The sequence below is a fragment of the Salmonella enterica subsp. enterica serovar Typhimurium str. LT2 genome (assembly GCF_000006945.2).
Taxonomy (GTDB): domain Bacteria; phylum Pseudomonadota; class Gammaproteobacteria; order Enterobacterales; family Enterobacteriaceae; genus Salmonella; species Salmonella enterica.
On record NC_003197.2, the window covers coordinates 4,711,730 to 4,735,571 of the forward strand.

At 51.1% G+C, this 23,842-nt stretch carries 20 protein-coding genes, 1 tRNA gene and 20 other annotated features; of the genes, 9 read left to right on the forward strand and 12 right to left on the reverse strand.

Annotated elements, in window-relative coordinates; genetic code table 11:
- Window positions 1–35 precede the first annotated feature (35 nt).
- Window positions 36–1,114 (reverse strand): ornithine carbamoyltransferase 1 gene (argI, locus tag STM4469; protein ID NP_463329.1). Within the gene, window positions 36–1,040 belong to an annotated coding region; the region does not span the whole gene.
- Window positions 1,044–1,049 (reverse strand) — a ribosome-binding site (putative RBS for argI; RegulonDB:STMS1H004346). Its footprint overlaps the gene before it by 6 nt.
- Window positions 1,089–1,105, reverse strand: a protein binding site (putative binding site for ArgR, RegulonDB: STMS1H000027).
- Window positions 1,090–1,098, reverse strand: a -10 signal (putative -10_signal for argI; RegulonDB:STMLTH004678). Its footprint overlaps the feature before it by 9 nt.
- Window positions 1,106–1,114, reverse strand: a -35 signal (putative -35_signal for argI; RegulonDB:STMLTH004678).
- Before the next feature lie 79 nt (window positions 1,115–1,193).
- Window positions 1,194–1,199, forward strand: a ribosome-binding site (putative RBS for yjgD; RegulonDB:STMS1H004347).
- On the opposite strand from argI, the gene yjgD reads away from it, so the two are divergent.
- Both yjgD and miaE read left to right on the forward strand, forming a co-directional pair.
- Window positions 1,194–1,622 (forward strand): putative cytoplasmic protein gene (gene yjgD, locus STM4470; RefSeq protein ID NP_463330.1). Within the gene, window positions 1,206–1,622 belong to an annotated coding region; the region does not span the whole gene. (Overlaps the previous feature by 6 nt.)
- Window positions 1,242–1,253, reverse strand: a protein binding site (putative binding site for ArgR, RegulonDB: STMS1H000025). Its footprint overlaps the gene before it by 12 nt.
- Window positions 1,623–1,633: 11 nt before the next feature.
- On the forward strand, window positions 1,634–2,446 hold the full coding sequence (miaE, locus tag STM4471; protein NP_463331.1) for a hydroxylase for synthesis of 2-methylthio-cis-ribozeatin in tRNA: 813 nt from the start codon (window positions 1,634–1,636) through the stop codon (window positions 2,444–2,446).
- A gap of 233 nt (window positions 2,447–2,679) precedes the next feature.
- On the opposite strand, the gene ytgA is transcribed toward miaE, so the two are convergent.
- Window positions 2,680–3,175, reverse strand: a protein-coding gene (ytgA, locus tag STM4472) for a putative inner membrane protein (RefSeq protein ID NP_463332.1). Within the gene, window positions 2,680–3,168 belong to an annotated coding region; the region does not span the whole gene.
- Window positions 3,170–3,175, reverse strand: a ribosome-binding site (putative RBS for ytgA; RegulonDB:STMS1H004348). (Overlaps the previous gene by 6 nt.)
- A gap of 99 nt (window positions 3,176–3,274) precedes the next feature.
- On the reverse strand, window positions 3,275–3,778 hold the full coding sequence (gene yjgM / locus STM4473) for a putative acetyltransferase (RefSeq protein NP_463333.1): 504 nt from the start codon (window positions 3,776–3,778) through the stop codon (window positions 3,275–3,277).
- Between the two features lie 180 nt (window positions 3,779–3,958).
- Window positions 3,959–3,964 (forward strand) — a ribosome-binding site (putative RBS for yjgN; RegulonDB:STMS1H004349).
- On the opposite strand from yjgM, the gene yjgN reads away from it, so the two are divergent.
- Window positions 3,959–5,160 (forward strand): putative inner membrane protein gene (gene yjgN / locus STM4474; protein NP_463334.1). Within the gene, window positions 3,973–5,160 belong to an annotated coding region; the region does not span the whole gene. (Overlaps the previous feature by 6 nt.)
- 141 nt (window positions 5,161–5,301) lie before the next feature.
- Here the strand turns inward: yjgN and valS are convergent.
- The 4 genes from valS to STM4478 form a co-directional block, all read right to left on the reverse strand.
- Window positions 5,302–8,166 (reverse strand): valine tRNA synthetase gene (valS, locus tag STM4475; protein ID NP_463335.1). Within the gene, window positions 5,302–8,157 belong to an annotated coding region; the region does not span the whole gene.
- The gene (gene holC / locus STM4476) for a DNA polymerase III, chi subunit (RefSeq protein ID NP_463336.3) occupies window positions 8,157–8,647 on the reverse strand. Within the gene, window positions 8,157–8,639 belong to an annotated coding region; the region does not span the whole gene. The genes valS and holC overlap by 10 nt, the downstream gene beginning before the upstream one ends.
- Window positions 8,161–8,166, reverse strand: a ribosome-binding site (putative RBS for valS; RegulonDB:STMS1H004350). Its footprint overlaps the gene before it by 6 nt.
- Window positions 8,642–8,647: a ribosome-binding site (putative RBS for holC; RegulonDB:STMS1H004351), on the reverse strand. It lies within the gene holC.
- 89 nt (window positions 8,648–8,736) lie before the next feature.
- Window positions 8,737–10,262 (reverse strand): aminopeptidase A gene (gene pepA / locus STM4477; protein NP_463337.1). Within the gene, window positions 8,737–10,248 belong to an annotated coding region; the region does not span the whole gene.
- Window positions 10,257–10,262, reverse strand: a ribosome-binding site (putative RBS for pepA; RegulonDB:STMS1H004352). Its footprint overlaps the gene before it by 6 nt.
- Before the next feature lie 29 nt (window positions 10,263–10,291).
- Complete coding sequence (locus STM4478; RefSeq protein ID NP_463338.1) at window positions 10,292–10,411, reverse strand: putative cytoplasmic protein; 120 nt, start codon at window positions 10,409–10,411, stop codon at window positions 10,292–10,294.
- A gap of 231 nt (window positions 10,412–10,642) precedes the next feature.
- On the opposite strand from STM4478, the gene yjgP reads away from it, so the two are divergent.
- Window positions 10,643–11,743, forward strand: a complete 1,101-nt coding sequence (gene yjgP / locus STM4479; RefSeq protein NP_463339.1) for a putative permease — start codon at window positions 10,643–10,645, stop codon at window positions 11,741–11,743.
- Window positions 11,730–11,735, forward strand: a ribosome-binding site (putative RBS for yjgQ; RegulonDB:STMS1H004353). Its footprint overlaps the gene before it by 6 nt.
- The gene (yjgQ, locus tag STM4480) for a putative permease (RefSeq protein NP_463340.1) occupies window positions 11,730–12,825 on the forward strand. Within the gene, window positions 11,743–12,825 belong to an annotated coding region; the region does not span the whole gene. The genes yjgP and yjgQ overlap by 14 nt, the downstream gene beginning before the upstream one ends.
- A 194-nt stretch (window positions 12,826–13,019) precedes the next feature.
- Here yjgQ and idnR read toward each other — a convergent pair.
- The 4 genes from idnR to idnD all read right to left on the reverse strand — a co-directional run bounded on the left by idnR (window position 13,020) and on the right by idnD (window position 17,292).
- Window positions 13,020–14,029, reverse strand: a protein-coding gene (gene idnR, locus STM4481) for an L-idonate regulator (RefSeq protein NP_463341.1). Within the gene, window positions 13,020–14,018 belong to an annotated coding region; the region does not span the whole gene.
- Window positions 14,024–14,029 (reverse strand) — a ribosome-binding site (putative RBS for idnR; RegulonDB:STMS1H004354). Its footprint overlaps the gene before it by 6 nt.
- A 52-nt stretch (window positions 14,030–14,081) precedes the next feature.
- Window positions 14,082–15,408, reverse strand: a protein-coding gene (gene idnT / locus STM4482; protein ID NP_463342.1) for a GntP family L-idonate transport protein. Within the gene, window positions 14,082–15,401 belong to an annotated coding region; the region does not span the whole gene.
- Window positions 15,403–15,408, reverse strand: a ribosome-binding site (putative RBS for idnT; RegulonDB:STMS1H004355). (Overlaps the previous gene by 6 nt.)
- A 54-nt stretch (window positions 15,409–15,462) precedes the next feature.
- The gene (idnO, locus tag STM4483) for a 5-keto-D-gluconate-5-reductase (protein NP_463343.1) occupies window positions 15,463–16,240 on the reverse strand. Within the gene, window positions 15,463–16,227 belong to an annotated coding region; the region does not span the whole gene.
- Window positions 16,235–16,240: a ribosome-binding site (putative RBS for idnO; RegulonDB:STMS1H004356), on the reverse strand. It overlaps the preceding gene by 6 nt.
- 11 nt (window positions 16,241–16,251) lie before the next feature.
- Window positions 16,252–17,292, reverse strand: a protein-coding gene (gene idnD / locus STM4484; RefSeq protein NP_463344.1) for an L-idonate 5-dehydrogenase. Within the gene, window positions 16,252–17,283 belong to an annotated coding region; the region does not span the whole gene.
- Window positions 17,287–17,292, reverse strand: a ribosome-binding site (putative RBS for idnD; RegulonDB:STMS1H004357). It overlaps the preceding gene by 6 nt.
- A 196-nt stretch (window positions 17,293–17,488) precedes the next feature.
- Window positions 17,489–17,494, forward strand: a ribosome-binding site (putative RBS for idnK; RegulonDB:STMS1H004358).
- Here idnD and idnK point away from each other — a divergent pair.
- The gene (gene idnK, locus STM4485; RefSeq protein NP_463345.1) for a thermosensitive D-gluconate kinase occupies window positions 17,489–18,030 on the forward strand. Within the gene, window positions 17,500–18,030 belong to an annotated coding region; the region does not span the whole gene. Its footprint overlaps the feature before it by 6 nt.
- 27 nt (window positions 18,031–18,057) lie before the next feature.
- Here idnK and yjgB read toward each other — a convergent pair.
- Window positions 18,058–19,089, reverse strand: a protein-coding gene (yjgB, locus tag STM4486; RefSeq protein NP_463346.1) for a putative alcohol dehydrogenase. Within the gene, window positions 18,058–19,077 belong to an annotated coding region; the region does not span the whole gene.
- Window positions 19,084–19,089 (reverse strand) — a ribosome-binding site (putative RBS for yjgB; RegulonDB:STMS1H004359). It overlaps the preceding gene by 6 nt.
- 195 nt (window positions 19,090–19,284) lie before the next feature.
- On the opposite strand from yjgB, the gene leuX reads away from it, so the two are divergent.
- The 3 genes from leuX (at window position 19,285) to STM4489 (ending at window position 23,767) form a co-directional block, all read left to right on the forward strand.
- Window positions 19,285–19,366 (forward strand) — tRNA-Leu (gene leuX / locus STM4487).
- 228 nt (window positions 19,367–19,594) lie between these two features.
- Window positions 19,595–19,600: a ribosome-binding site (putative RBS for STM4488; RegulonDB:STMS1H004360), on the forward strand.
- Window positions 19,595–19,890 (forward strand): putative integrase gene (locus STM4488; RefSeq protein NP_463347.1). Within the gene, window positions 19,603–19,890 belong to an annotated coding region; the region does not span the whole gene. It overlaps the preceding feature by 6 nt.
- A 355-nt stretch (window positions 19,891–20,245) precedes the next feature.
- Window positions 20,246–20,251: a ribosome-binding site (putative RBS for STM4489; RegulonDB:STMS1H004361), on the forward strand.
- Window positions 20,246–23,767, forward strand: a protein-coding gene (locus STM4489; protein NP_463348.1) for a putative superfamily I DNA helicases. Within the gene, window positions 20,252–23,767 belong to an annotated coding region; the region does not span the whole gene. It overlaps the preceding feature by 6 nt.
- Window positions 23,768–23,842 lie beyond the last annotated feature (75 nt).

Sequence of the window (23,842 nt, forward strand, 5' to 3'; positions counted from 1 at the left end):
TTGTAGGCCAACCGCCATCCGGCATCATCACGACATTATTTAGACAGCGTCGCTACCATTACTGCTTTGATGGTATGCATTCGGTTTTCCGCTTCATCAAAGACAATGCTGGCCGCAGACTCAAAAACCTCGTCGGTCACTTCCATCCCGCCATGTAAACCGTACTCTTCGGCCATTTTTTTGCCGAGCGTGGTTTCGTCATCATGGAACGCAGGCAGACAATGCAGGAACTTAACCTGCGGATTGCCGGTTAAGGCCATCATCTGGCTGTTGACCTGATAATCACGCAGCAGGGCAATACGCTCCGCCCATTTCTCTTTGGGTTCGCCCATAGAGACCCAAACATCGGTATAGATAAAATCCGCGCCTTTTACGCCCGAGGCGATATCTTCGGTCAGGGTTATGGCGCCGCCGTTCTTTTTCGCCATGGCGCTGCACTCCGCCACTAACGCGGCTTGCGGCCAGCAGGCTTTTGGCGCGACCAGACGGAGATCCAATCCTGTTAACGCGGCGGCTTCCAGCATGGAGTTACCCATGTTATTACGCGCGTCGCCGGCATAGACCAACGTCATCTCGTTAAAGGCTTTACCCGGCAGATGTTCCTGCATGGTAAGCAGATCCGCCAGTAATTGCGTTGGGTGATACTCATCGGTTAAACCGTTCCATACCGGCACACCGGAATATTCAGCCAGCGTTTCGACGATCTCCTGGCCATATCCTCGATACTGAATACCGTCAAACATCCGGCCCAGGACGCGGGCAGTATCTTTGATGGACTCTTTATGGCCGATCTGGCTCCCGCTGGAACCCAGGTACGTCACGCGCGCCCCCTGATCGTATGCGGCAACTTCGAAAGAGCATCGTGTCCGGGTCGAGTCTTTTTCGAAGATGAGCGCAATATTCTTACCCACCAGCTTTTGTTCTTCTTTACCGTTTTTCTTATCGGCTTTCAGTTTGGCGGCAAGCTGCAACAGAGCAGTGAGCTCGCTGGCGGTGAAATCAAGTAACTTTAAAAAAGGTTTTTGGTAAAACGTAGACATACTTCCCTCACATGGCTTAGGCCTCTCATTGAATTAAAATTCACTTTATATGGATGATTATTCATTTGCAACTCTGTTTGATAAAACTTTTCTCGATAAGGTGGAGGCAACGTCGGCGGTATGTGACAATAAGAGTATCGGCAGGACATCTATGAGGAACGAGCTATGGCAAACCCGGAATTACTGGAAGAGCAGCGTGAAGAAACGCGCTTAATTATTGAAGAGTTACTTGAGGACGGCAGCGATCCGGATGCGCTGTACACTATCGAGCATCACCTTTCCGCTGACGATTTCGAAACGTTGGAAAAAGCCGCGGTAGAAGCCTTTAAACTCGGCTATGAAGTGACGGAGCCGGAAGAGCTGGAAGTGGAAGAGGGCGATACGGTTATTTGTTGCGACATCCTCAGCGAGTGCGCGTTGAACGCCGAACTCATCGACGCTCAGGTTGAGCAACTGATGAACCTGGCGGAAAAATATGATGTTGAATACGACGGCTGGGGAACCTATTTCGAAGACCCTAATGGCGAAGAGGGTGATGACGACGATTATGTCGATGAAGATGACGACGGCGTGCGTCACTAAAGCTGCATAGTATGACGGTACGGCAGCGTCTGCTGTCGTATTTTTTTAACAGGTTACGTATGAATTACCCGCAAATACTCTCTCCGGTGCTTAATTTCCTGCATTGCCCGACGCCGCAGGCGTGGATTGTCCAGGCCCGCGATCCGCAAAATCTTCCTCTTCTGCTTACCGATCACCTGATCTGCGAACTGAAGGCTGCGCAAACCGCGTTGCTGTTGGTGCGTAAATATGTCGCCGATAAATCGGGCGCCGACGCGCTGCTCTCCTGGCTGCAACCTTACGAGGCGTTCGCGTTTCGTCAGGGGCCGGAGCCGGATTTTGTTGCCCTGCATAAACAGATTAGCAAAAGCGCCATGCCGCAAACTGATGACCCCTGGGGACGTCAGCTTATCGACCGTATGGTGTTATTGATTAAAGAGGAGTTGCACCATTTTTGGCAGGTACGCGAGGTCATGCAGGCCAGAAACATTCCTTATGTGAAAATCACCGCCAGCCGCTACGCGAAAGGAATGTTGAAAGCGGTACGCACGCACGAACCGCTCACCTTAATTGATAAGCTGATTTGCGGGGCGTATATCGAAGCCCGCTCCTGCGAACGTTTTGCCGCTCTGGCGCCCTGGCTGGATGAGGATTTACAGACGTTTTATCTCTCGCTTCTGCGCTCCGAAGCACGGCATTATCAGGATTACCTGGCGCTGGCGCAGCAGATTTCCGCCGAGGACATTTCTGCGCGCGTGCGCTATTTTGGCGAGGTAGAAGCTGACCTTATCTTGTCGCCAGACCGCGAGTTTCGTTTTCATAGCGGCGTGCCAGCCGCCGGATAAAGGGTAAAATTAAAGATTAGCGTTTTTATCTTTTACGCTGTCGCCACCTGCGTGGTCATCCGCCCGACATCAAACTGCTGGCGAGCAGAAAAAGTCATTTTCATGATATTCTGTCCTGAGTAAAGCCTGCCCTGCGGCAGGCAAAAAGAACTCACTCAGTGTTATATTCCCGAAAGGTGACCGTGAACAATGCCATTTTTGCATCATCACTACGGGTTCTTGTGTTGAAATACTTACTGTTTCACGCCTTTTGACGCTTCAGAGCAGGTCTTGCCAACAAAGGTTTGTTTAATTTTGTTGATGGAGGTTGTTTTATTACCTCCTGCATCGACATCCGATTTCATGGTCATCGCAAATTCTGTATCGCTTATTTTCGTCGTTTCTACAATAGAGTGCGATTTGACATCAGGATTATTACAGACAGTCTCATTGATCAGTTTGGTATCCGTACTTTCTACAAATGTTGTCGTGCAACCGCCTGCACTGGTAGAAAAACCCTTCACCATTTTTTTAGAATCTTCAGACATTTTAGGGGTATAACACATAAGCGTCGCTATGCCCGAATTTTTTTCATCCATTAATACTTCTTTTGTATCTGGATTGATGGTGCGCATTTCTATATTTTCCATTTTCCATTCGCCGGGCTGTATATCTAATGCATATACATTAGAGATACTAATAAACATAGCGGGGAAAACAATTGCTGATAATAGGCGTTTCATTTATAACTTCCTTGAATAATAAGTGATTCCCGGATAACAGGATGTTTCCGGGATTATTTATATCAGCAAAAATAATACCTGGCGAGGATAAATAAACGCCTGGTTTTCAGAGATCCTTTAACATCCTCACTTCGCAATCGACATGTCCGGTGCAGCCGAGCGGTTCGCTAATATGTTCAAATCCTAAACGTTCGTATAGCGCAATCGCCTCGCGTAAAAAAGCCGTTGTTTCCAGATAGCAGCGTTTAAAACCCTGTTCACGGGCATGATCCAGCGCCATCAGCGCCAGCTTTTTCGCCAGCCCCTGGCCACGAATCACCGGTAAAAAATACATTTTTTGCAGTTCACAAATGTCTGGTTCGCTACAGGATAACGGCGCCACGCCGCCGCCGCCCACCACACAACCGTTTTGCTCTACCACCCAGTAGGCCGCGCCCGGTTGGCTATAAACCTGATACAGTTCATCCAGATTGGGGTCGGCAACGGTATAACCTTTATCGGCGGTAAGTCCGTATTCCGCTGAAACCTGACGGATGACACGGGCAATAGCGGCATTGTCGGCGGTAGTGATTCGGCGCACCGTGAGCGTTGGCGAGGCGACATTATTCATAATATGGCTCAATTTTTAAAATTTATTTATAGATTACTTTAATACCACCGTCTTGAGTTACGCGCAAGGAGATCCTGAATCAGACAAAATAAAAGGCGGAAAAATTAAACAAAAATAGTATCGTAGTCAAATCAGTAACAGTTTACTGGTTTTTATTATTAATTCTAATAGATTGTAATTCAGGGATATGATTCATGAATAACGTTATCAGTAGTAAAGATAACCATAATCACACGTTGGTGTTTACAGGCAAGGGCGGAAAGTATTTTGTTATTTGCCTTGTGAATTTCTTGTTGACGTGTATCACGTTGGGAATCTATGCGCCGTGGGCGATGGTGAAATGTCGACGTTATATTTATACTAACATGACGCTAAACAATCAGCCTTTTGCTTACAAAGCCACGGGCGGCGCATTATTTATTAGTGTGTTGTTAGTTTTTATTATTTATATTGTTAGCCTCTCTCTTATTGAACACGGTCATCCCGGTCTCGGTTTTACGCTATTCGGCTTATTAATTGCGATTATTCCTTTTATGGCGGTGAAAGGATTACAGTATCAGGCGATGATGACTTCGCTTAATGGCGTACATTTTGGATTCCAGTGTTCCATGCGGCGCGCCTGGTGGTACATGTTCGCTCTTCCTGTACTCCTGATGGTGGCGCTTTATATTGTTCTTTATATTATCTCACTGGTAACCATCGCCGTCGGCGGTTTAGTGTTCAGTATCGTTTTTCTCGGTTTGCTGGCTATTATTGGGATAGGGGTCATTAACGGTATTACCTACAGCAAATGGATGACCTTGTTTGGTAATGGCGCAAACTTTGGCATTCATCGTTTCTCGATTCAGGTTAATGTTAAAACGTGCATCAGAGGGTGCGTGTTGGCAATGTTGACCCTTTTCCCTTTTGCTGTCGTGATTGGTTATCTAATCGCGCCGGTGTTCACCGACATGATTCTTTTGAGTATGATGGGGAATGCGCAGGCAGGAGGGGCGCTTATTCTGCAATATTATGGCCAGATAATGGCATGTTATTTCCTCTATTTTCTCGCGATTATTGTGGTAACCAGTTACTTATATGTGGCGTTACGCAACCTGTTTTTAAACAATTTGTCACTGGCGAACGATTCGATTCGTTTTCATTCCTCTGTCACTGCACACGGTATGCTGTGGCGGTTACTGGTGGTGTTTGTGATTTCCGGCGTGACCTTAGGGCTGGCTTATCCGTGGTTGAAAATTTGGCTGGTGAGCTGGCTGGCGCAGAATACACAGGTCCAGGGCGATCTGGATTCGCTTGAGTTAACCAATGATGAGAAGCCGCTGGAAAACAGCCCGCTAATGTGGATTTCTCGTGGCATTATGCCTTACTTCCCGTTTATCTGATGTAAAAAGGCCGACGTTTACGTCGGCCCATAATTCATGTTGTCGGATGGCGGCGTGAATGCCTTATCCGGCCTACCGATCGCGCCATGTCAATAAGCGAACGTGTAGGCCTGGTAAGCGAAGCGCCATCAGGCTTTCAGATTACAGCGCGCTAATAACCGCCTGCTGCTCAATCAGTTTCGCTTTGGCTTCTGCGTAACCGTCCAGCTTCTCACGCTCTTTGGCAATCACCGCTTCCGGCGCACGGGCGACGAAACCTTCGTTGGACAGTTTGCCTTCGATACGGGCAATCTCGCCTTCGATTTTCGCCACTTCTTTCGCCAGACGCGCCAGCTCATCGTCTTTGTTGATGAGGCCTGCCATCGGGATCAGCAGTTCGGCGCCGTCGATGATTTTGGTCACGGAAACCGGACCTTTGTCATCGGCTGGCAGCACGGTGATGCTTTCCAGACGCGCCAGGGTTTGCAGGAAGCTACGGTTGTCGTTAACACGACGAACGGCTTCTTCACTACAGCCGCGCAGCAGCAGTTCCAGCGGTTTGCCCGGGGCGATGTTCATTTCCGCACGAATGTTACGTACCGCGACGATCGCCTGCTTCAGCCACTCGGTATCGGCCAGCGCGGCTTCATCCACCTGTGCGGCGTTATATTCCGGGAACGGCTGCAGCATAATGGTATCGGCGGTAATGCCACAGATAACCTTCACGCGCTGCCAGATGGTTTCGGTGATGAACGGAATGATCGGATGCGCCAGGCGCAGCAGACCTTCCAGTACGGTGACCAGCGTATGGCGGGTGCCACGCAGTTCAGACTCGGAACCCCCGGTCATTACCGGCTTGGTCAGCTCCAGATACCAGTCGCAGAACTGGTTCCAGGTGAACTCGTACAGGATGCCCGCGGCGATATCGAAGCGGAAGCTGTCCAGCGCGTCGCGGTACGCTTTAACGGTCTGGTTGAATTCCGCCAGGATCCAACGGTCAGCCAGCGACAGCGTCATTTCGCCGCCGTTGAAGCCGCAATCCTGCTCTTCGGTGTTCATCAGCACAAAGCGGCTGGCGTTCCACAGCTTGTTACAGAAGTTACGGTAACCTTCCAGACGCTTCATATCCCAGTTGATGTCGCGGCCGGTCGAGGCCAGCGCCGCCAGGGTAAAGCGCAGGGCGTCGGTGCCGTGCGGCTCAATGCCGTTCGGGAACTGCTTCTCGGTACGCTTGCGAATTTTCTCCGCCATCTGCGGCTGCATCATGTTGCCGGTGCGTTTTTCCAGCAGTTCCGGCAGGGAGATGCCGTCCACCATATCCAGCGGGTCGATAACGTTACCCTTGGATTTGGACATCTTCTGGCCTTCGTCGTCGCGAATCAGACCGGTCATGTAGACGGTATGGAACGGCACCTGCGGCTTGCCGTTTTCATCTTTGATGAAGTGCATGGTCATCATGATCATGCGGGCAATCCAGAAGAAGATGATATCGAAGCCGGACACCATCACGCTGGTGGGGTGGAACTGACGCAGGGCGTCGGTGTTTTCCGGCCAGCCGAGGGTGGAGAAAGTCCACAGCGCGGAGGAGAACCAGGTATCGAGAACGTCTTCGTCCTGACGAAGCGCAACGTCGGCGCCGAGGTTATTTTCCTGACGCACTTCGTCTTCGGTACGGCCAACGTAGACGTTGCCGTCGTTGTCATACCATGCCGGGATACGGTGACCCCACCACAGCTGACGAGAGATACACCAGTCCTGAATATCGCGCATCCAGGAGAAGTACATGTTTTCGTACTGCTTCGGCACGAACTGAATGTCGCCGTTCTCAACCGCTTCCACCGCCGGTTTCGCCAGCACGTCAGCACGGACGTACCACTGGTCGGTCAGCATCGGTTCGATAACCACGCCGCCACGGTCGCCGTAAGGGACAGTCAGATCGTGCGGTTTAATTTCTTCCAGCAGGCCCAGCGCGTCAACGGCAGCAACGACTGCTTTACGGGCAGCAAAGCGTTCCAGCTTCTGGAACTCAGCCGGAATCTCGCTGGAATAAACGTCAGACTCTTCACCTTTGGTATCGAACACTTCCGCGCTTTCGCGGATGTCGCCGTCAAAGGTCAGGATGTTGATCATCGGCAGGGCATGACGTTTCCCGACCTCATAGTCGTTAAAGTCGTGCGCCGGGGTGATCTTCACGCAGCCGGTGCCTTTTTCCATATCGGCGTGTTCGTCGCCAACAATCGGAATGCGGCGGTTAACCAGCGGCAGAATAACGAATTTACCGATAAGACTCTGGTAGCGCGGATCTTCCGGGTTCACGGCCACGCCGGTATCGCCGAGAATAGTTTCCGGGCGGGTGGTGGCGACAACCAGATAATCTTTACCGTCTGCGGTTTTCGCGCCGTCGGCCAGCGGATAGCGGATGTGCCACATCGAGCCTTTGGACTCGCGGTTTTCCACTTCCAGGTCAGAGATGGCGGTGCGCAGTTTCGGGTCCCAGTTCACCAGGCGTTTGCCACGGTAAATCAGGTCTTCTTTGTACAGGCGAACAAAGACTTCTTTCACGGCATTGGAAAGGCCTTCGTCCATGGTGAAGCGCTCGCGCTCCCAGTCAACGGAGTTGCCGAGACGGCGCATTTGGCGGGTAATGGTGCCGCCGGATTCCGCTTTCCACTGCCAGATTTTGTCGATAAACGCATCGCGGCCGTAGTCGTGACGGGTTTTACCTTCTTCAGCGGCAATCTTGCGCTCAACCACCATCTGGGTGGCGATCCCGGCGTGGTCGGTGCCGACCTGCCACAGGGTGTTTTTACCCTGCATACGCTGGTAACGGATCATGGTATCCATGATGGTTTGCTGGAAAGCATGTCCCATATGCAAACTGCCGGTGACGTTCGGCGGCGGGATCATGATGCAGAAGGACTCTTTGCTTTCGTCGCCGTTAGGCTTGAAATAGCCCTGCTTTTCCCAGTGCTCGTAAAGCGGCTGTTCGATATCTTGGGGGTTATATGTCTTTTCCATTATTTCCAGGTTGCCGTATTCAGGTTAAAACCAGCCACGCGGTAGGCTTTGTAGCGTTCGCGCGCCAGTTGTTTCAAAGTTTCTTCGTAAGGGACGAAGTCTACCACTTCTGTGAAAGCGGTGGCAAAATCTGCAAAGCTTGTACGCAGGCTGATTAAAATATCGCGCGGGCTGCTGTTGCGTTTTTGCGGCCAGGCGATTTCAACCGGCGCGCCGCCGCGTGGGCCTTCGCCTGCCAGATTGTGCGGGACAAAACTTTCCGCCGGTCTTGCCCACAGCGCTTCATCCAGCCGAATGGCCTGCTTCTCATCTTCGCAGGCGATCAGCACGCGCTTGCCCGCGCGCCAACGTTCTGCGGCAATTTCACACACCAGTTGTTCAACGGCGCTTAAACCGTTGACGGTGGTGTCATTATCCAGAAGATAGAACGTCGCATTTTTCATATATGGGGCTTCTTGTGGTGGATTTAAATGCGTTGTCATGATGCCTCCCGTAGGCCGGATAAGCGCAGCGCCATCCGGCAAAACGCCTGATGGCGGCGCTAATGCGCCTTATCAGGCCTACGGGGTAATCTCAAACTTACTCTTCGCCGTTAAAGCCCGCACGATTGAGCAGGAACTGCGACAGCAGCGCTACCGGACGACCCGTCGCGCCTTTCGCTTTGCCGGAACGCCAGGCGGTACCGGCGATATCCAGGTGCGCCCAGTTGTACTTACGGGTAAAGCGCGACAGGAAGCAGCCCGCGGTGATAGCGCCGCCAGGACGACCACCAATGTTCGCCATATCCGCAAAGTTGGACTCCAGTTGTTCCTGGAACTCATCGCCCAGCGGCAGACGCCACGCGCGGTCGCCCGCTTGCTCGGACGCGCCGATCAGTTCATGCGCCAGCGGGTTATGGTTCGACATCAGACCGGTAATGTGATGGCCCAGCGCAATCACGCAGGCGCCGGTTAGCGTCGCGACGTCAATGACCGCTTCCGGTTCGAAGCGCTCAACGTAGGTCAGCACGTCGCACAAAACCAGACGGCCTTCGGCATCGGTATTCAGCACTTCAACCGTCTGACCGGACATGGTGGTCAGCACGTCGCCCGGACGATACGCGCGTCCGCCCGGCATGTTTTCACAGCCCGCCAGTACGCCGATAACGTTAATCGGAAGCTGAAGCTCGGCGACCATACGCATCACGCCGTAAACCGCCGCCGCGCCGCACATGTCGTACTTCATCTCGTCCATCCCTTCAGATGGCTTGATGGAGATGCCGCCGGAGTCGAAGGTCAGGCCCTTACCCACCAGCACGATCGGGCGCGCGTCTTCGGACGGATTGCCCTTGTACTCAATCACCGACATCAGCGATTCATTCTGCGAACCGTGGCCGACCGCCAGATAAGCGTTCATACCCAGTTCGCGCATTTGCTGTTCGCCGATCACGCGGGTAATGACATTTTTGCTGTAGCTGTCGGCCAACTGGCGCGCCTGTGACGCCAGGTAGGCGGCGTTACAGATATTGGGCGGCATGTTGCCGAGATCTTTCGCAGCCTTAATCCCGGCGGCGATGGCCAGACCGTGCTGAATGGCGCGTTCGCCGCTGGTGAGCTCACGGCGGGTCGGCACATTAAAGACCATCTTACGTAGCGGGCGGCGCGGCTCGCTCTTGTTGGTCTTGAGTTGATCAAAGCTATAAAGCGTCTCTTTGGCCGTTTCGACGGCCTGACGCACTTTCCAGTAGTTGTTGCGGCCTTTGACGTGCAGTTCGGTCAGGAAACAGACGGCTTCCATCGAACCGGTATCATTCAGAGTATTTATCGTTTTCTGAATAACCTGCTTATACTGACGTTCATCAAGCTCGCGCTCTTTGCCGCAACCAATGAGGAGGATTCGCTCGGAAAGAACGTTAGGAACATGGTGCAGCAACAGAGTCTGCCCCGGTTTTCCTTCCAGTTCGCCGCGACGCAGCAATGCGCTGATGTATCCGTCGCTAATTTTGTCGAGCTGTTCTGCAATCGGAGAAAGGCGACGCGGTTCAAAGACGCCCACGACAATGCAGGCACTCCGCTGTTTCTCCGGGCTACCGCTTTTTACACTGAACTCCATGCACTATGCTCCTGAATCTTAAAGACAACAGTGGTGGCTACAGCTATACTCGTCGTCTTTCAAGTTGCAGATGCGTTGGCTGCGCCTGCTCACCCCTGTCGCTTACCTGATGTAAGCTCCGGGGCTTCACAGTCTTGCCGCCTGCCTGCAACTCGAAATCCATTAGAGTATAGAAATTGAAAGCTTTCGTAACTCATATCCGCTGTTGCGGTGACTTCGTGTTAATCTTAACGTTATTACGGCATTGGCACGTCAGAACAAGTTCTGAGAGGTGAATCCGCTGAGTATAATGATCTTAGCGATGATTTCGACGACTCAAGAGAATAAATGACGTTTAAGCCATGAAACAAGCTAAATTCCAGCAAAAAAATGGGTTTTTACGGGCGTATTTAAAGTGATAATCATAAGATATCTGGTGCGGGAGACGCTCAAAAGCCAGCTGGCGATACTCTTCATCTTACTTTTGATCTTCTTTTGTCAAAAGTTAGTGAGGATTCTCGGCGCGGCGGTTGACGGCGATATTCCCGCAAATCTGGTGCTCTCGCTTCTGGGGCTGGGCGTACCGGAAATGGCGCAGCTCATCCTGCCTTTAAGCCTGTTCCTGGGGCTGCTGATGACGCTGGGCAAACTGTATACCGAAAGTGAAATTACGGTCATGCACGCCTGTGGGTTGAGCAAAGCCGTGCTGGTAAAGGCCGCCATGGTACTGGCGTTATTTACCGGTATCCTTGCGGCGGTTAACGTGATGTGGGCCGGCCCCTGGTCGTCAAAACACCAGGATGAAGTACTGGCGGAGGCGAAAGCGAACCCCGGTATGGCGGCGTTGGCGCAGGGACAATTCCAGCAGGCGACCAACGGCAACTCGGTGCTGTTCATCGAAAGCGTTGACGGCAGCGACTTCCACGATGTTTTCCTGGCGCAAATTCGCCCTAAGGGCAATGCTCGTCCTTCTGTAGTCGTGGCCGATTCCGGACACCTTACTCAGTTGCGCGATGGTTCCCAGGTTGTCACCTTAAACAAAGGGACGCGTTTTGAAGGGACGGCGTTGCTACGCGATTTTCGCATCACCGACTTCCAGAACTATCAGGCAATTATTGGCCATCAGGCCGTGGCGCTGGACCCGAACGATACTGACCAGATGGACATGCGCACGCTGTGGAATACCGACAACGATCGCGCTCGCGCCGAGCTGCACTGGCGTATCACGTTAGTCTTTACCGTATTTATGATGGCGCTGATGGTCGTGCCGCTCAGCGTGGTGAATCCACGTCAGGGGCGTGTCTTGTCTATGTTGCCCGCCATGCTGCTTTATCTGCTGTTCTTCCTGATCCAGACCTCCATTAAATCGAATGGCGGTAAAGGCAAACTGGACCCGGTTATCTGGATGTGGGCGGTCAACCTGATCTATCTGGCGTTGGCGATTGGTTTAAACCTGTGGGATACGGTGCCGGTCCGCCGCCTGCGTGCCCGTTTTCTGCGTAAAGGAGCGGTATAATGCAGCCATTTGGTGTACTTGACCGCTATATCGGTAAAACCATTTTTACCACCATCATGATGACGTTGTTCATGCTGGTGTCGCTCTCCGGGATCATCAAGTTTGTCGATCAGCTGAAAAAAGCGGGGCAGGGTAACTACGACGCGCTGGGCGCGGGTATGTACACCCTGCTCAGCGTACCTAAGGATATCCAGATCTTCTTTCCTATGGCGGCGCTGCTTGGCGCGCTGCTGGGACTGGGGATGCTGGCGCAGCGTAGCGAACTGGTGGTGATGCAGGCATCGGGTTTCACCCGTATGCAGGTGGCGCTGTCGGTGATGAAAACGGCTATCCCCCTGGTGCTGTTAACCATGGCGATCGGCGAATGGGTCGCCCCGCAGGGCGAGCAGATGGCGCGTAACTATCGTGCGCAGGCGATGTATGGCGGTTCGCTGCTTTCCACCCAGCAAGGTCTGTGGGCGAAAGACGGGAATAACTTTGTCTATATTGAACGGGTGAAGGGCGACGAGGAGCTGGCCGGCATTAGTATTTACGCTTTCAACGATCAGCGTCGTTTGCAGTCAGTGCGTTACGCCGCTTCGGCAAAATTCGACCCGGAGCATAAGGTCTGGCGTTTGTCGCAGGTGGATGAGTCCGATCTGCAAAACCCGAAACAGATCACCGGTTCGCAGACGGTGAGCGGCACCTGGAAAACGAATCTGACGCCGGATAAGTTAGGCGTGGTGGCGCTGGACCCGGATGCGCTTTCCATCAGCGGTCTGCATAACTACGTTAAATATCTGAAGTCGAGCGGACAGGACGCCGGACGTTATCAGCTCAATATGTGGAGTAAAATCTTCCAGCCGCTCTCCGTGGCGGTGATGATGCTGATGGCGCTGTCGTTTATCTTTGGACCGCTGCGTAGTGTGCCGATGGGCGTGCGCGTGGTGACGGGGATTAGCTTCGGCTTCGTCTTTTACGTTCTCGACCAGATTTTTGGCCCGCTGACGCTGGTATACGGCATTCCGCCGATTGTCGGCGCGCTGCTGCCGAGCGCGTCTTTCTTCCTGATTAGCCTCTGGCTAATGCTGCGTAAGTCGTAATCACAGTAATCGTAGGCCTGATGGCGCTGCGCTTATCAGGCCTACCATGACCCGTAGGCCTGATAAGTCCTTTCCGCCGCCATCCGGCAGACCGCCTGGTATTCCTCGAATGATGTAGTGCGTAACCTGACGCGTGGCGCTTTTGGCTACGCGTTAAGCTCAGGCAAGCTGCGGGAAAAAGTAGAACAAAAAATTTATAACGTGCTGCCGTGATAAATCTGATAACCCAAATCAATCGTATTATGGTTGAGATCGTTATTTTTAATTTTGTTGAGCAACATCTGCGCGGCTCTGCGCCCGATCTCAAAACGAGGGGTAATTACGCTGGCGAGGCTCGGTATCATTTGCCTGCCCATCTCCAGACCGTGGAAGCCGGCGATGGAGATCTGCTCCGGTACGGCCAGTTGACGCTCGCGGCACCACAGTAGAGCGCCCATTGCGATATCGTCATTTGTACAAAAGACGCCATCCACGTCCGGGTGCGCAGTAAGCGCATCACGCATTAGCTGTATCCCCAGATGGATAGAGGAGATAGCGCGTGGATTGATGCGCAACGGCGCCAGCCCCCGGCGCGTCATCGCATCGCAGTAGCCGTGATAACGCTGCTCATCTCGGATATCGTCTTTTGAACCCAGATAGAGGATTTTTCGCCGCTGGCGTTTATCCAGCATGGTGCTGACCATATCAAAGGCGGCCTGACGGTTATCAAACCCCACCTCCATATCTAAGCGATCGCCCTGGATGTCCATGAGTTCTACAATCGGAAGGGTAGCTGAGCGCAGGAATTTGACGGTTCTGAGGGTATGATATTTTTCTGAAAGAATAATGCCGTCGATATTGTAAGACAGTAAATTGATAACGGACTCTTCTTCCGAATCGCGATTGTAATTGTAATTCGCAATGAGAGTTTGGTAGTTATGACCCGACGTTACGGATTCAATCCCGGCAAGAATGTCGGCAAACAACTGGTTCTGGAAAGAGGGGATCAGCACGCCCAGAGTGTAACTTTGCGCGTTTAACAGCATAGCTGGCGCGCGATTTGGTATGTAGTTAATTTCCTCCATGATCTGCGCAATACGCTCGCCGGTTTCCCTGGCGACTTTTTTCGGCGAGCGGATGTAACGGCTCACCGTCATTTTTGTCACGCCAGCAAGCGTAGCGATATCCTGCAAAGAAATTCTGTGATTCCTCATGTTTTCTCCAGTACCGGAGGCGGGAACGTCGCCCCCATGGTTAATTGGGCTGCGGATGATGAATTAATGCAGAACCGCATTCAGCGCCAGTACGCCCAGCAACCCCATGACAGAAATCAATGTTTCCATAACGGTCCAGGTGCGTAGGGTTTCCCCGACGCTAAGATTAAAATACCCTTTAAACAGCCAAAAACCGGGATCGTTAACATGTGATGCAATAACGCTTCCCGCGCCTGTCGCCAGTACCATTAACGCCGGATCGGCGTGGGTTACGTTAATAATCGGCAATACGACGCCCGCTGTGGTTATCGCAGCCACGGTCGCGGAACCTAGCGCAATACGCAGCACGGCGGCTACCGTCCAGCACATTAATAACGGAGATAGCGAGGTGCCGGTCATTAATTGCGAGATATATTGACCCACGCCGCTATCCACCAGCACTTGCTTAAACGCGCCGCCGCCCGCGATGATAAAAACAATCATCGCAATAGCGCCAATGGACTCGCCGACGATATCCATCACCTGCTCAACCGTACGTCCGTTGCGTCGGCCCAGCGTAAAAATGGCGATGATAATGGCAATAAACAACGCCACTGCTGGATTACCGATAAATTCGAAGAAAACCCGCACGGCATTCGTTTTTGGCAGCGTGATTTCACATACCGCTGCGATGGCCATCAGAATGACCGGGATCACGGCGGCAAAAATACTGTTCCAGAATGACGGCATCTCCTCTTCACTGAATAGGTGAGGATTAAATAATCCTTCAGGCGGCGCTTTCTCAAAGCGCGCCAGCAATTTTGAAAACAGAGGGCCGGCAACAATCACGGTCGGTATGGTAATGATTAACCCATACAGCAGGGTCGTACCGAGATTTGCCTCAAAAATTGTCGCAATAGCAGTAGGGCCGGGATGCGGCGGCAGGAAGCAGTGCGTAACGGATAAGGCGGCGACCATTGGAACCCCGACATACAGCAAGGGCAGTCCCGATGAGGCCACAATCGTAAAAACGAGCGGCAACAGCAGTACGAATCCGACTTCAAAAAACATTGCCAGGCCGACGATAAGCCCGGTGATCACCAGCGCCCATTGCACGCGTTTTTTGCCGAACGTATTAATGAGCGTCGTCGCAATGCGCTGCGCGGCGCCGGTATCGGAAATTAATCTTCCCAGCATCGCGCCAAAACCGAGGATCATGGCGAGTCCGCCCAGAGTACCGCCAATTCCGTTTTGTATGGAGTGCAGGACGTCTTGCGCGCCCATCCCTTCGGCAAATCCCACCACGGCGGCAACCAGAACAAGGGCGATAAAGCCGTTAACTTTAAAGCCAATCATTAAAACCAACAGCAGCGCAACGCCTGCCGCAATAATTATTAATGGCATATTCGTCTCTCTTATTAGCGCCAAAATAGCAGCGCTTACGCGCTGCGTCGTATTTCCCTGGTCAGACGGCAACCAGCATACCGCCATCGACAAACAGCAGATGTCCGTTAACAAAGTCGGAGGCTTTTGACGAGAGAAACACCGCTGCGCCAATAAGCTCCTGGGGATCGCCCCAGCGTGCGGCAGGCGTACGTTTGCATAGCCAGGAGGTGAAGGCTTCATCTTCAACCAGCGCTTTGGTCATCTCCGTTTTGAAGTACCCCGGCGCAATACCGTTGACCTGGATATTATGACGCGCCAGCTCCACGCACATGCCGCGAGTCAGCATCTTCACGGCACCCTTCGACGCGGCGTATGGCGTAATCGTGTCGCGGCCCAGCTCGCTTTGCATCGAACAGATGTTGATCACTTTTCCTGCCTGCCGCGCCACCATACGGCGCGTAACGGCCTGAGAGACGAGAAAAACCGCGGTCTGATTTACGGCGATGACGTCATTCCACTCCTGTTCGGGAAACTCAGTAAACGGATGACGGCGCTGGATACCGGCGTTATTTATCAGGACGTCAATGACGCCGATATCTTTTTCGATATGTTCAACCGCAGCTTCAATATCCTGTTTATGGGTGACATTAAAAGGAGCGGCAATAGCCTTTATCCCTTCCTGCTGAAGTTTCGTCACGGCTGTTTCGGCGCGCTCCGGGGTGATATCGTTAACAATAATGCGCGCGCCATAGCGACCAAGACCGGTCGCCAGCAAATAACCAATTCCCTGAGCGGCTCCGGTGATAAGGATATTTTTACCTGCCAGTGAAAAAAGATCGTTCATGATAGTGTCCCTTATTTTACTTTCTCAGAAAACGAGCTGAACTTTTGCCGCCTGTGTTTTGTCTCCGGCAAAGATCAGCGCCGCTTCCAGGTCGGTAAATGGATATTCCGCGCTCAGTAACGGCAGCGGATTGATAACGCGGTTGGCAAGCCAGGAAACCGCAGTATTAAATTCGGTAGTAAAGCGGAAAGAGCCTTTCAGGGAGATCTCTTTGCTTATTACCATCATCATCGGGAAGTTGGGAACTGCGCCGCCCATGCCAACCTGCACCATCACGCCTTTGGCCCGTGTGACTTCCAGACACGTTGAGATAGAGGAAGGATGCCCAGAGACTTCAAAACTGATATCGAAATACCCTTTTTCTGCTTTCCAGTCATCGAGAGAATCATGCTGTGGGTTCACCAGCGTATCCGCGCCCATCTGCCGGGCCAGCGAGAGAGAACGGGTACTGATATCGGCACATACCACTTCCGCCGCGCCCAGCGTTTTTACCGCGCTAACAATCAGGCAGCCGATAGGGCCAACGCCGGAGATAAAGATGCGTTTGCCCTGCAGATCGCCCGCCTCATGAGCTGCATGAATGGCAACCGCCAGCGGCTCGGCAAAGGCCATGGCTTTTTCGTCCGCCTGTTCCGGCCAGGGAATGCACTGAGCGGTATCGACAGCTTTAAATCGGGTAAAACCGCCATCGACATGCGGAAAATACATGGCGCTGCCAAAGAAACGCATTTCAGTACAGTGGTTTTCTTCATGCTGCAGACAGTATTTGCAATGACCGCAAGGCTCCGATGGATTAATTGCTACCGGTTGTCCTTCACGTAATAAATCTGAGTCGCTATGAACGATTTTGCCAATCACTTCATGACCTAAAATCATTGGCGCTTTTACTGTAAAATTGCCGACTTTGCCTTCCTGATAATAATGTAAGTCAGACCCACAAATGCCGCCACGGGTAATTTGTACGAGAGTTCCTTTATTATTCCATTCAATATTTTGTTCCGTAACGGCAACAGCACGCTTACCCGCAACAACGCAGGATTGAGTTTTTACTTCCATAAATTCCTCACTGGTCAGGTAGTTACCCTGAACGCATTTAAGCGGTTTTATTTGTCACTATTTGTGACTTATGTCACGCTGGAAAATTGTTACACTACAATGTTACGCATAACGTGATGTGCCTTAGAGTTCTTCTCTATGGAAATTAAAAAACGTGAAATTGTCGAACGTAGAGGCGTAATATTGTGTTGTGGAATATGACTCAGAGGTATTTAAATGGCCGGGGAAAGCTATATTTTAATGGGTGTTTCAGGTAGTGGTAAGTCTTTAATAGGCAGCAAAATTGCAACATTATTTTCTGCGAAGTTTATTGACGGCGATGATCTCCATCCGGCGAAAAACATTGATAAAATGTCTCAGGGAATACCGTTAACTGATGAAGACCGCTTACCCTGGCTGGAACGATTAAATGACGCTTCATACAGTCTTTATAAAAAAAATGAGACGGGATTTATTGTTTGCTCGTCATTAAAAAAACAGTACCGCGATATTTTACGTAAGAGTAGCCCTAACGTACATTTCCTGTGGCTGGATGGCGATTACGCTACTATTCTGCAGCGAATGCAGCGTCGTGCCGGGCATTTTATGCCGCCAGACCTGCTGCAAAGTCAGTTTGATGCGCTGGAGCGACCCTGTGCCGATGAACATGATATTGCGCGTATCGATGTTAATCATGACATCGAGCACGTGACGGAGCAGTGCCGACTGGCTGTACAGGCTTTTCGTCAGGCACTCAGCGCTTCCTGATCATTGTCAAAGCGCTGAGTCAGGCGGTCAGAAGTCAGCTTTTAGCACTACACGATAGCGGGCTTTGCCGTCGCGAACGTGCTGGATAGCCTCGTTGATTTGTGACATTGCGAACAGTTCCGTGGTGGGCGCGACTTTACTGCGTCCGGCGAATTTCATCAGTTTGCGAAGTTCATATGGCGTTCCGGTTGCCGAGCCTGAGATACTGCGATCGCCGGCAATTAATGTAAACGCCGGTACGGGCAGCGGCTTCAATACCGCCCCAACGGTATGGAAGTTGCCGCCATAGGTCAGCGCTTCGAAGTAGGGTTGCCAGTCGAGATCGACGTTAACCGTGTTAATAATGAGATCGAACTGACCCGCCAGTGCTTTTAACGCTTCCGGATCGCGGCTGTTCACCACGTTATTGGCCCCCATCGCCAGCACTTCCTGCTCCTTCGATGGATTTGAGCTGAACGCGGTGACTTCGCAGCCCATCGCGTGTAACAGCTTTATGGCGATATGCCCCAGCCCGCCAATACCGATGACGCCAACGCGGCTGGTAGCAGTAATATGGTGCATCAATAGCGGTTTAAAGACCGTAATGCCGCCACATAACAGCGGGCCTGCGGACGCCATATCTATATTCTCCGGAAGAGGAATTACCCACTGCCAGCCTGCGCGAAGCTTCTCGGCAAAACCGCCACGATTGAGGATAGTGGGCACTGCGCCTTCCTGGCAGTTAATTTGATTGCCGCTGATACAGGCATCGCAGTGTCCGCAGCTGCGCGCCGTCCAGCCGATTCCAACGCGCTGGCCGACTTTTAGCCCCTTATCCTGTGCCGCGCTGCCGAGTGCGGCCACCCGACCGATGACCTCATGTCCGGCAACCAGAGGGTATTGAGAGAACCCCCATTCATTGTCGATCATTGACAGATCGGAATGGCAGATCCCGCAGTAGTCGACCCGTACCTCGACATCTTCCGGTTGGAGTTCTCCCGCGTCATATTCATAGAGTTCGAGCTCGCCGCCCGCCTCTTTGGCGGCATAGCTTTTTATTATCGTCATTGTGTTTCCCTTAATGTGGTGTTGAACTGAAAAGTGTAGAGCATGGAGGCAAGGGACGCCCGGCGTTAATCTGCTGGAGAAGGCGGGAAGTAGCCTGATTATTCTATTTAATACTCAACGCTGCTGAAATTTTCAGCACTTAGCGATACAGGTGTATGCTCGTGCTTGCATGGTGGCGTATGACAGGTATAATCCACAACGTTTTCCGCATACCTCTTCAGTGCCGAAGTGGCGAAATCGGTAGACGCAGTTGATTCAAAATCAACCGTAGAAATACGTGCCGGTTCGAGTCCGGCCTTCGGCACCAAGTGATGCAATAATTAGCTGCCTAATGGTGGCTTTTTTTGTGTCCATTTCCGTCCAAATTCGTCCATATCCATCTGTAATTCAAAGATAATTTATTTTTCTGTAATAGAAATATTTATTTTGTGGTCTTTCCGTGTTGGTCGTTTTTCATCCATTAACATCCACGCGATCTGGGGGCAAAAAGGGGCAAACCCGGTTCGATAGAGGAGTGCCCCCCAAATGGCGCTTACAGATCTCGCAATCCGGCATGCCAGGCTGCCTGGCAAGGCATACAGGCTCTTTGACTGCCACGGTTTTTACATTCAGGTGAACCCCAGCGGATCCAAGCTGTGGTATCTGAAATTTCGCTTTGGAAACAAAAAGAACCGTATGGCATTAGGCCCTTATCCGCTCATTTCTCTTGCACTGGCAAGGGAGAAGCAAGCGGATATAAGAAGGCTTATTTTAGAAGGTATTAATCCGGCGGAAAAACGCAGAGAGGACAAGCGGGGTGGCGAGCCTCTTTAATACGTTCGAGTCCGTAGTGCGCAAATGCGTCTCCAGCAACGTGAACTGGTCGACGGAACATTCGACAGCGTTATTTTCTGAGCTTACAGGTTTTCCAATATTGCACTGAACGCTATCCAGTCGGGTTCACGGGCTTCTGGAGCGAGCTGCGCAGCCGATAATCCTCTACTGCTTCAGTTATAACGCTATTATGTGACATGCAGCATGATATGGTCGTTTTCTGAACTCCGTATAACCTGAGTATTTGTATTGAAGCGTGAACAAAACATTGCAGCCAGCCTTTCAACGTGGACAATAGTTATTCATACGGTGATTTTATATTCGATAAATCAATGGGTTTCATTGAAACATAGGACTGGTAATGGATGACAATGCTTTAGGGTTTGCCTCATACTGGCGCAATTCGCTGGCAGATGCTGAGTCAGGAAAGGGCAGTTTTGAACGCAAAGACGCCAAAAATTTCACCCACTGGCATGGGATAGCGGCGGGACGTCTTGACGAAACGATCGTTGGTAAATTTTTTGAGGGAGAAAAAGACGACGTCGAAACAGTCGATGTCATCTTGCGGCCAAAGGTTTATTTCCGGTTACTGCAGCGTGGAAAGGACCATTCCGCTGGTGCGCCTGATATTGTTACCCCGATAGTGACGCCAGCCCTATTGAGCCGTGAAGGTTTTTTATATCCGACGCCAGCGACCTCCATTCCCAGAGACCTGCTTGAACCTTTGCCAAAAGGGGCATTTTCAATTGGTGAGATTGAGCAGTACGACAAATACAAAACGACACATACGTCATTCTCTATCAACTTTGATGACCGCGTTGATAAGACCGCCGAAACAGATGAAGAACGAGAAGCACGATATGCAGCCTGGCAGCAGGATTGGCGTCAATATCTGGATGATTCAGAAAGGCTGCTGAAGAACGTTGTCGGCGACTGGATTAAAAATCCTGAGCAATATGAACTCGCTGAGCACGGTTATATTGTTAAAACGGCGCAATCTGGCGGCGCCAGTTTCCATATCCTTTCACTTTATGATCACCTGCTTGTTTGCAAAAAGGATGTGCCGCTCTTCAATCGTTTCGCCTCGCGAGAGGTTCATGCTGCAGAGTCATTACTTCCTCCGGAAGCAAAATTCAGCGACAGGATTGGACACTCCGGGGATAAGTTTCCGCTGGCAAAGGCTCAGCGCGATGCCTTAAGCCATTTTCTGGATGCGAGGCATGGCGATATCCTTGCCGTTAATGGTCCCCCGGGAACCGGAAAAACCACGCTGGTGCTTTCTATCATCGCCACGCAGTGGGCCCGAGCGGCTCTCGAAAAAGCGGAACCTCCGGTTATTATCGCGACTTCAACGAATAACCAAGCTGTAACGAACATTATCGAGGCGTTCGGGAAAGATTTTTCCCAAGGCACTGGTGCAATGGCCGGACGATGGTTGCCGGAGCTGAAAAGCTTCGGCGCTTATTTTCCCTCAAGCACTCGTAAAGCCGAGGCCGCCAAAAAATATCAAACTGAAGATTTCTTCAACCAGGTTGAGTCAAAAGAGTATGTAGAGGATGCACTGCTGTTTTATCTGGAGAAAGCTAAGGCAGCCTTTCCTGAAAAAGAGTGTTCATCCCCTGAAAAGGTTATTGAACTCCTGCATGGTCAGTTGGCAGCAAAATCCGAGCAACTGGTAAGACTGAACGCAACATGGCAAACGTTAAGCCAGGTTCGGGCAACGCGAGAGCTTATTGATAACGACATTGAGCAATATCTCGATAATTTAAATAAATTACTCTCCGGGCAAGAACAAAAAGTTACTCAACTAAAAAGTGCTAAAGCGGAATGGAAAAAATATCGGGCCAGTGAATCACTGATCTATCCATTATTTTCATGGCTACCAGTGGTTCGCAGTAAGCGGCAGTACCAAATACAACTGTTTCTCGAAGATAAATTAGGTGCGCTGATTGCGGGAAATCAATGGTCGGATCCTGAAACCATCGAACGTAATATCGATAGGTTGCTTAATTCCGCCGAGCGCGAGCAAACAACCTACCGGCAGCAGATTGACTCCGCGCATGAAATCGTTCTTAAAGAACAGCAGGCGGCTCAGGAATGGCAGAGGCTGGCACTTGATTTAGGGCATGAGGGCGACGAGGAACTGAGCTTCTCACAGGCAGATGAGCTGGCTGATACGCAGATTCGCTTCCCTGCATTCTTACTGACGACCCACTACTGGGAAGGTCGTTGGTTGATGGATATGGCCGGCATTGATGATCTGCAGAAAGAAAAGGGCAAGAAAGGTGCTAAAGGGGTAACAGCTCGCTGGCAACGCCGAATGAAACTTACCCCATGCGTGGTCATGACCTGCTATATGCTGCCCGGCAATATGCAGATAAGTGAACATAAAGGGCAGCGTAAATTCGAGAAAAGCTATTTATATGACTTCGCCGATTTACTCATTGTCGATGAAGCTGGGCAGGTGCTTCCTGAAGTGGCTGCTGCCTCGTTTGCCTTAGCTAAAAAGGCATTAGTGATTGGTGATACGGAACAGATCCCGCCAATATGGAGTATTACTCCTGCTATTGATATAGGTAACATGCTGGCGGAAAAAATTCTGTCAGGCAGTACGCAAGAGGAGATTACTGAGAAATATACGGCAATCGCAGAGCTTGGTAAAAGCGCCGCATCTGGCAGCGTCATGAAAATAGCGCAGTGTGCCTCACGCTATCAATATGATCCCGAACTGGCTCGTGGAATGTACTTATATGAACACCGCCGGTGCTTCGATAATATTATTGGATACTGCAATACGCTCTGCTATCACGGTAAGTTGTTGCCTAAAAGAGGGTGTGAAGAGAGCAATTTAATGCCAGCAATGGGTTATCTCCATATTGATGGTAAAGGAGAGCTGGCAAGTAGCGGAAGTCGATATAATTTGCTGGAGGCTGAAACGATAGCGGCCTGGCTGACAGATAACCAGCAAAGTATTGAAGCGCATTATGGTAAATCGCTTCATGAAGTTGTCGGTATCGTGACGCCTTTTAGTGCGCAGGTACCGACCATCAAACAGGCGCTGGATAAACAAGGCATCAGCGCAGGCACCAATGAAACGTCGCTCACGGTGGGCACAGTCCATTCTCTTCAGGGCGCTGAAAGAGCGATTGTTATATTCTCGCCAGTCTATTCAAAGCATGAAGACGGCGCGTTTATTGATAGCGATAACAGCATGCTGAATGTTGCTGTCTCCCGAGCTAAGGACAGTTTCCTGGTCTTCGGCGATATGGACCTGTTTGAGATTCAGCCAGCCTCATCTCCGCGGGGATTACTGGCAAAATATCTCTTTGAGTCAGAGAAGAATGCGCTCACTTTTGATTATAAAGAGCGTAAGGATTTAAAAACTGCCGAGACCAAAATCTACACACTCCATGGTGTGGAGCAGCATGATAATTTCCTGAATCAGACGTTTGAAAATACCGATAAACACATCACGATAGTTTCTCCATGGCTAACCTGGCAAAAACTGGAGCAAACCGGTTTTCTTGATTCCATGATTACGGCGTGTTCACGTGGTATTAACGTCACGGTAGTCACTGACAGAAGCTACAACACTGAACATAATGATTTTGAGAAGCGAAAAGAGAAGCAGCAGAACCTTAAAGCGGCGCTGGAGAAACTGAACGCCCTTGGTATTGCGACAAAACTGGTCAATCGTGTTCATAGCAAAATTGTTATTGGTGATGATGGTTTGCTGTGCGTGGGATCGTTCAACTGGTTTAGCGCGACACGTGAAGCGCGATATGAACGATACGATACATCGATGGTTTATTGCGGTGATAACCTGAAGGGTGAGATTGAGGCTATTTATAATAGTCTTGATAGGCGTCAGGTTTAGGGCAGGAGTGTGATTAGCCATCTTATCAGTGTTTCCCCAGGGTAAGATGGCTGTGAGGCATTTTCAGAAGGAATC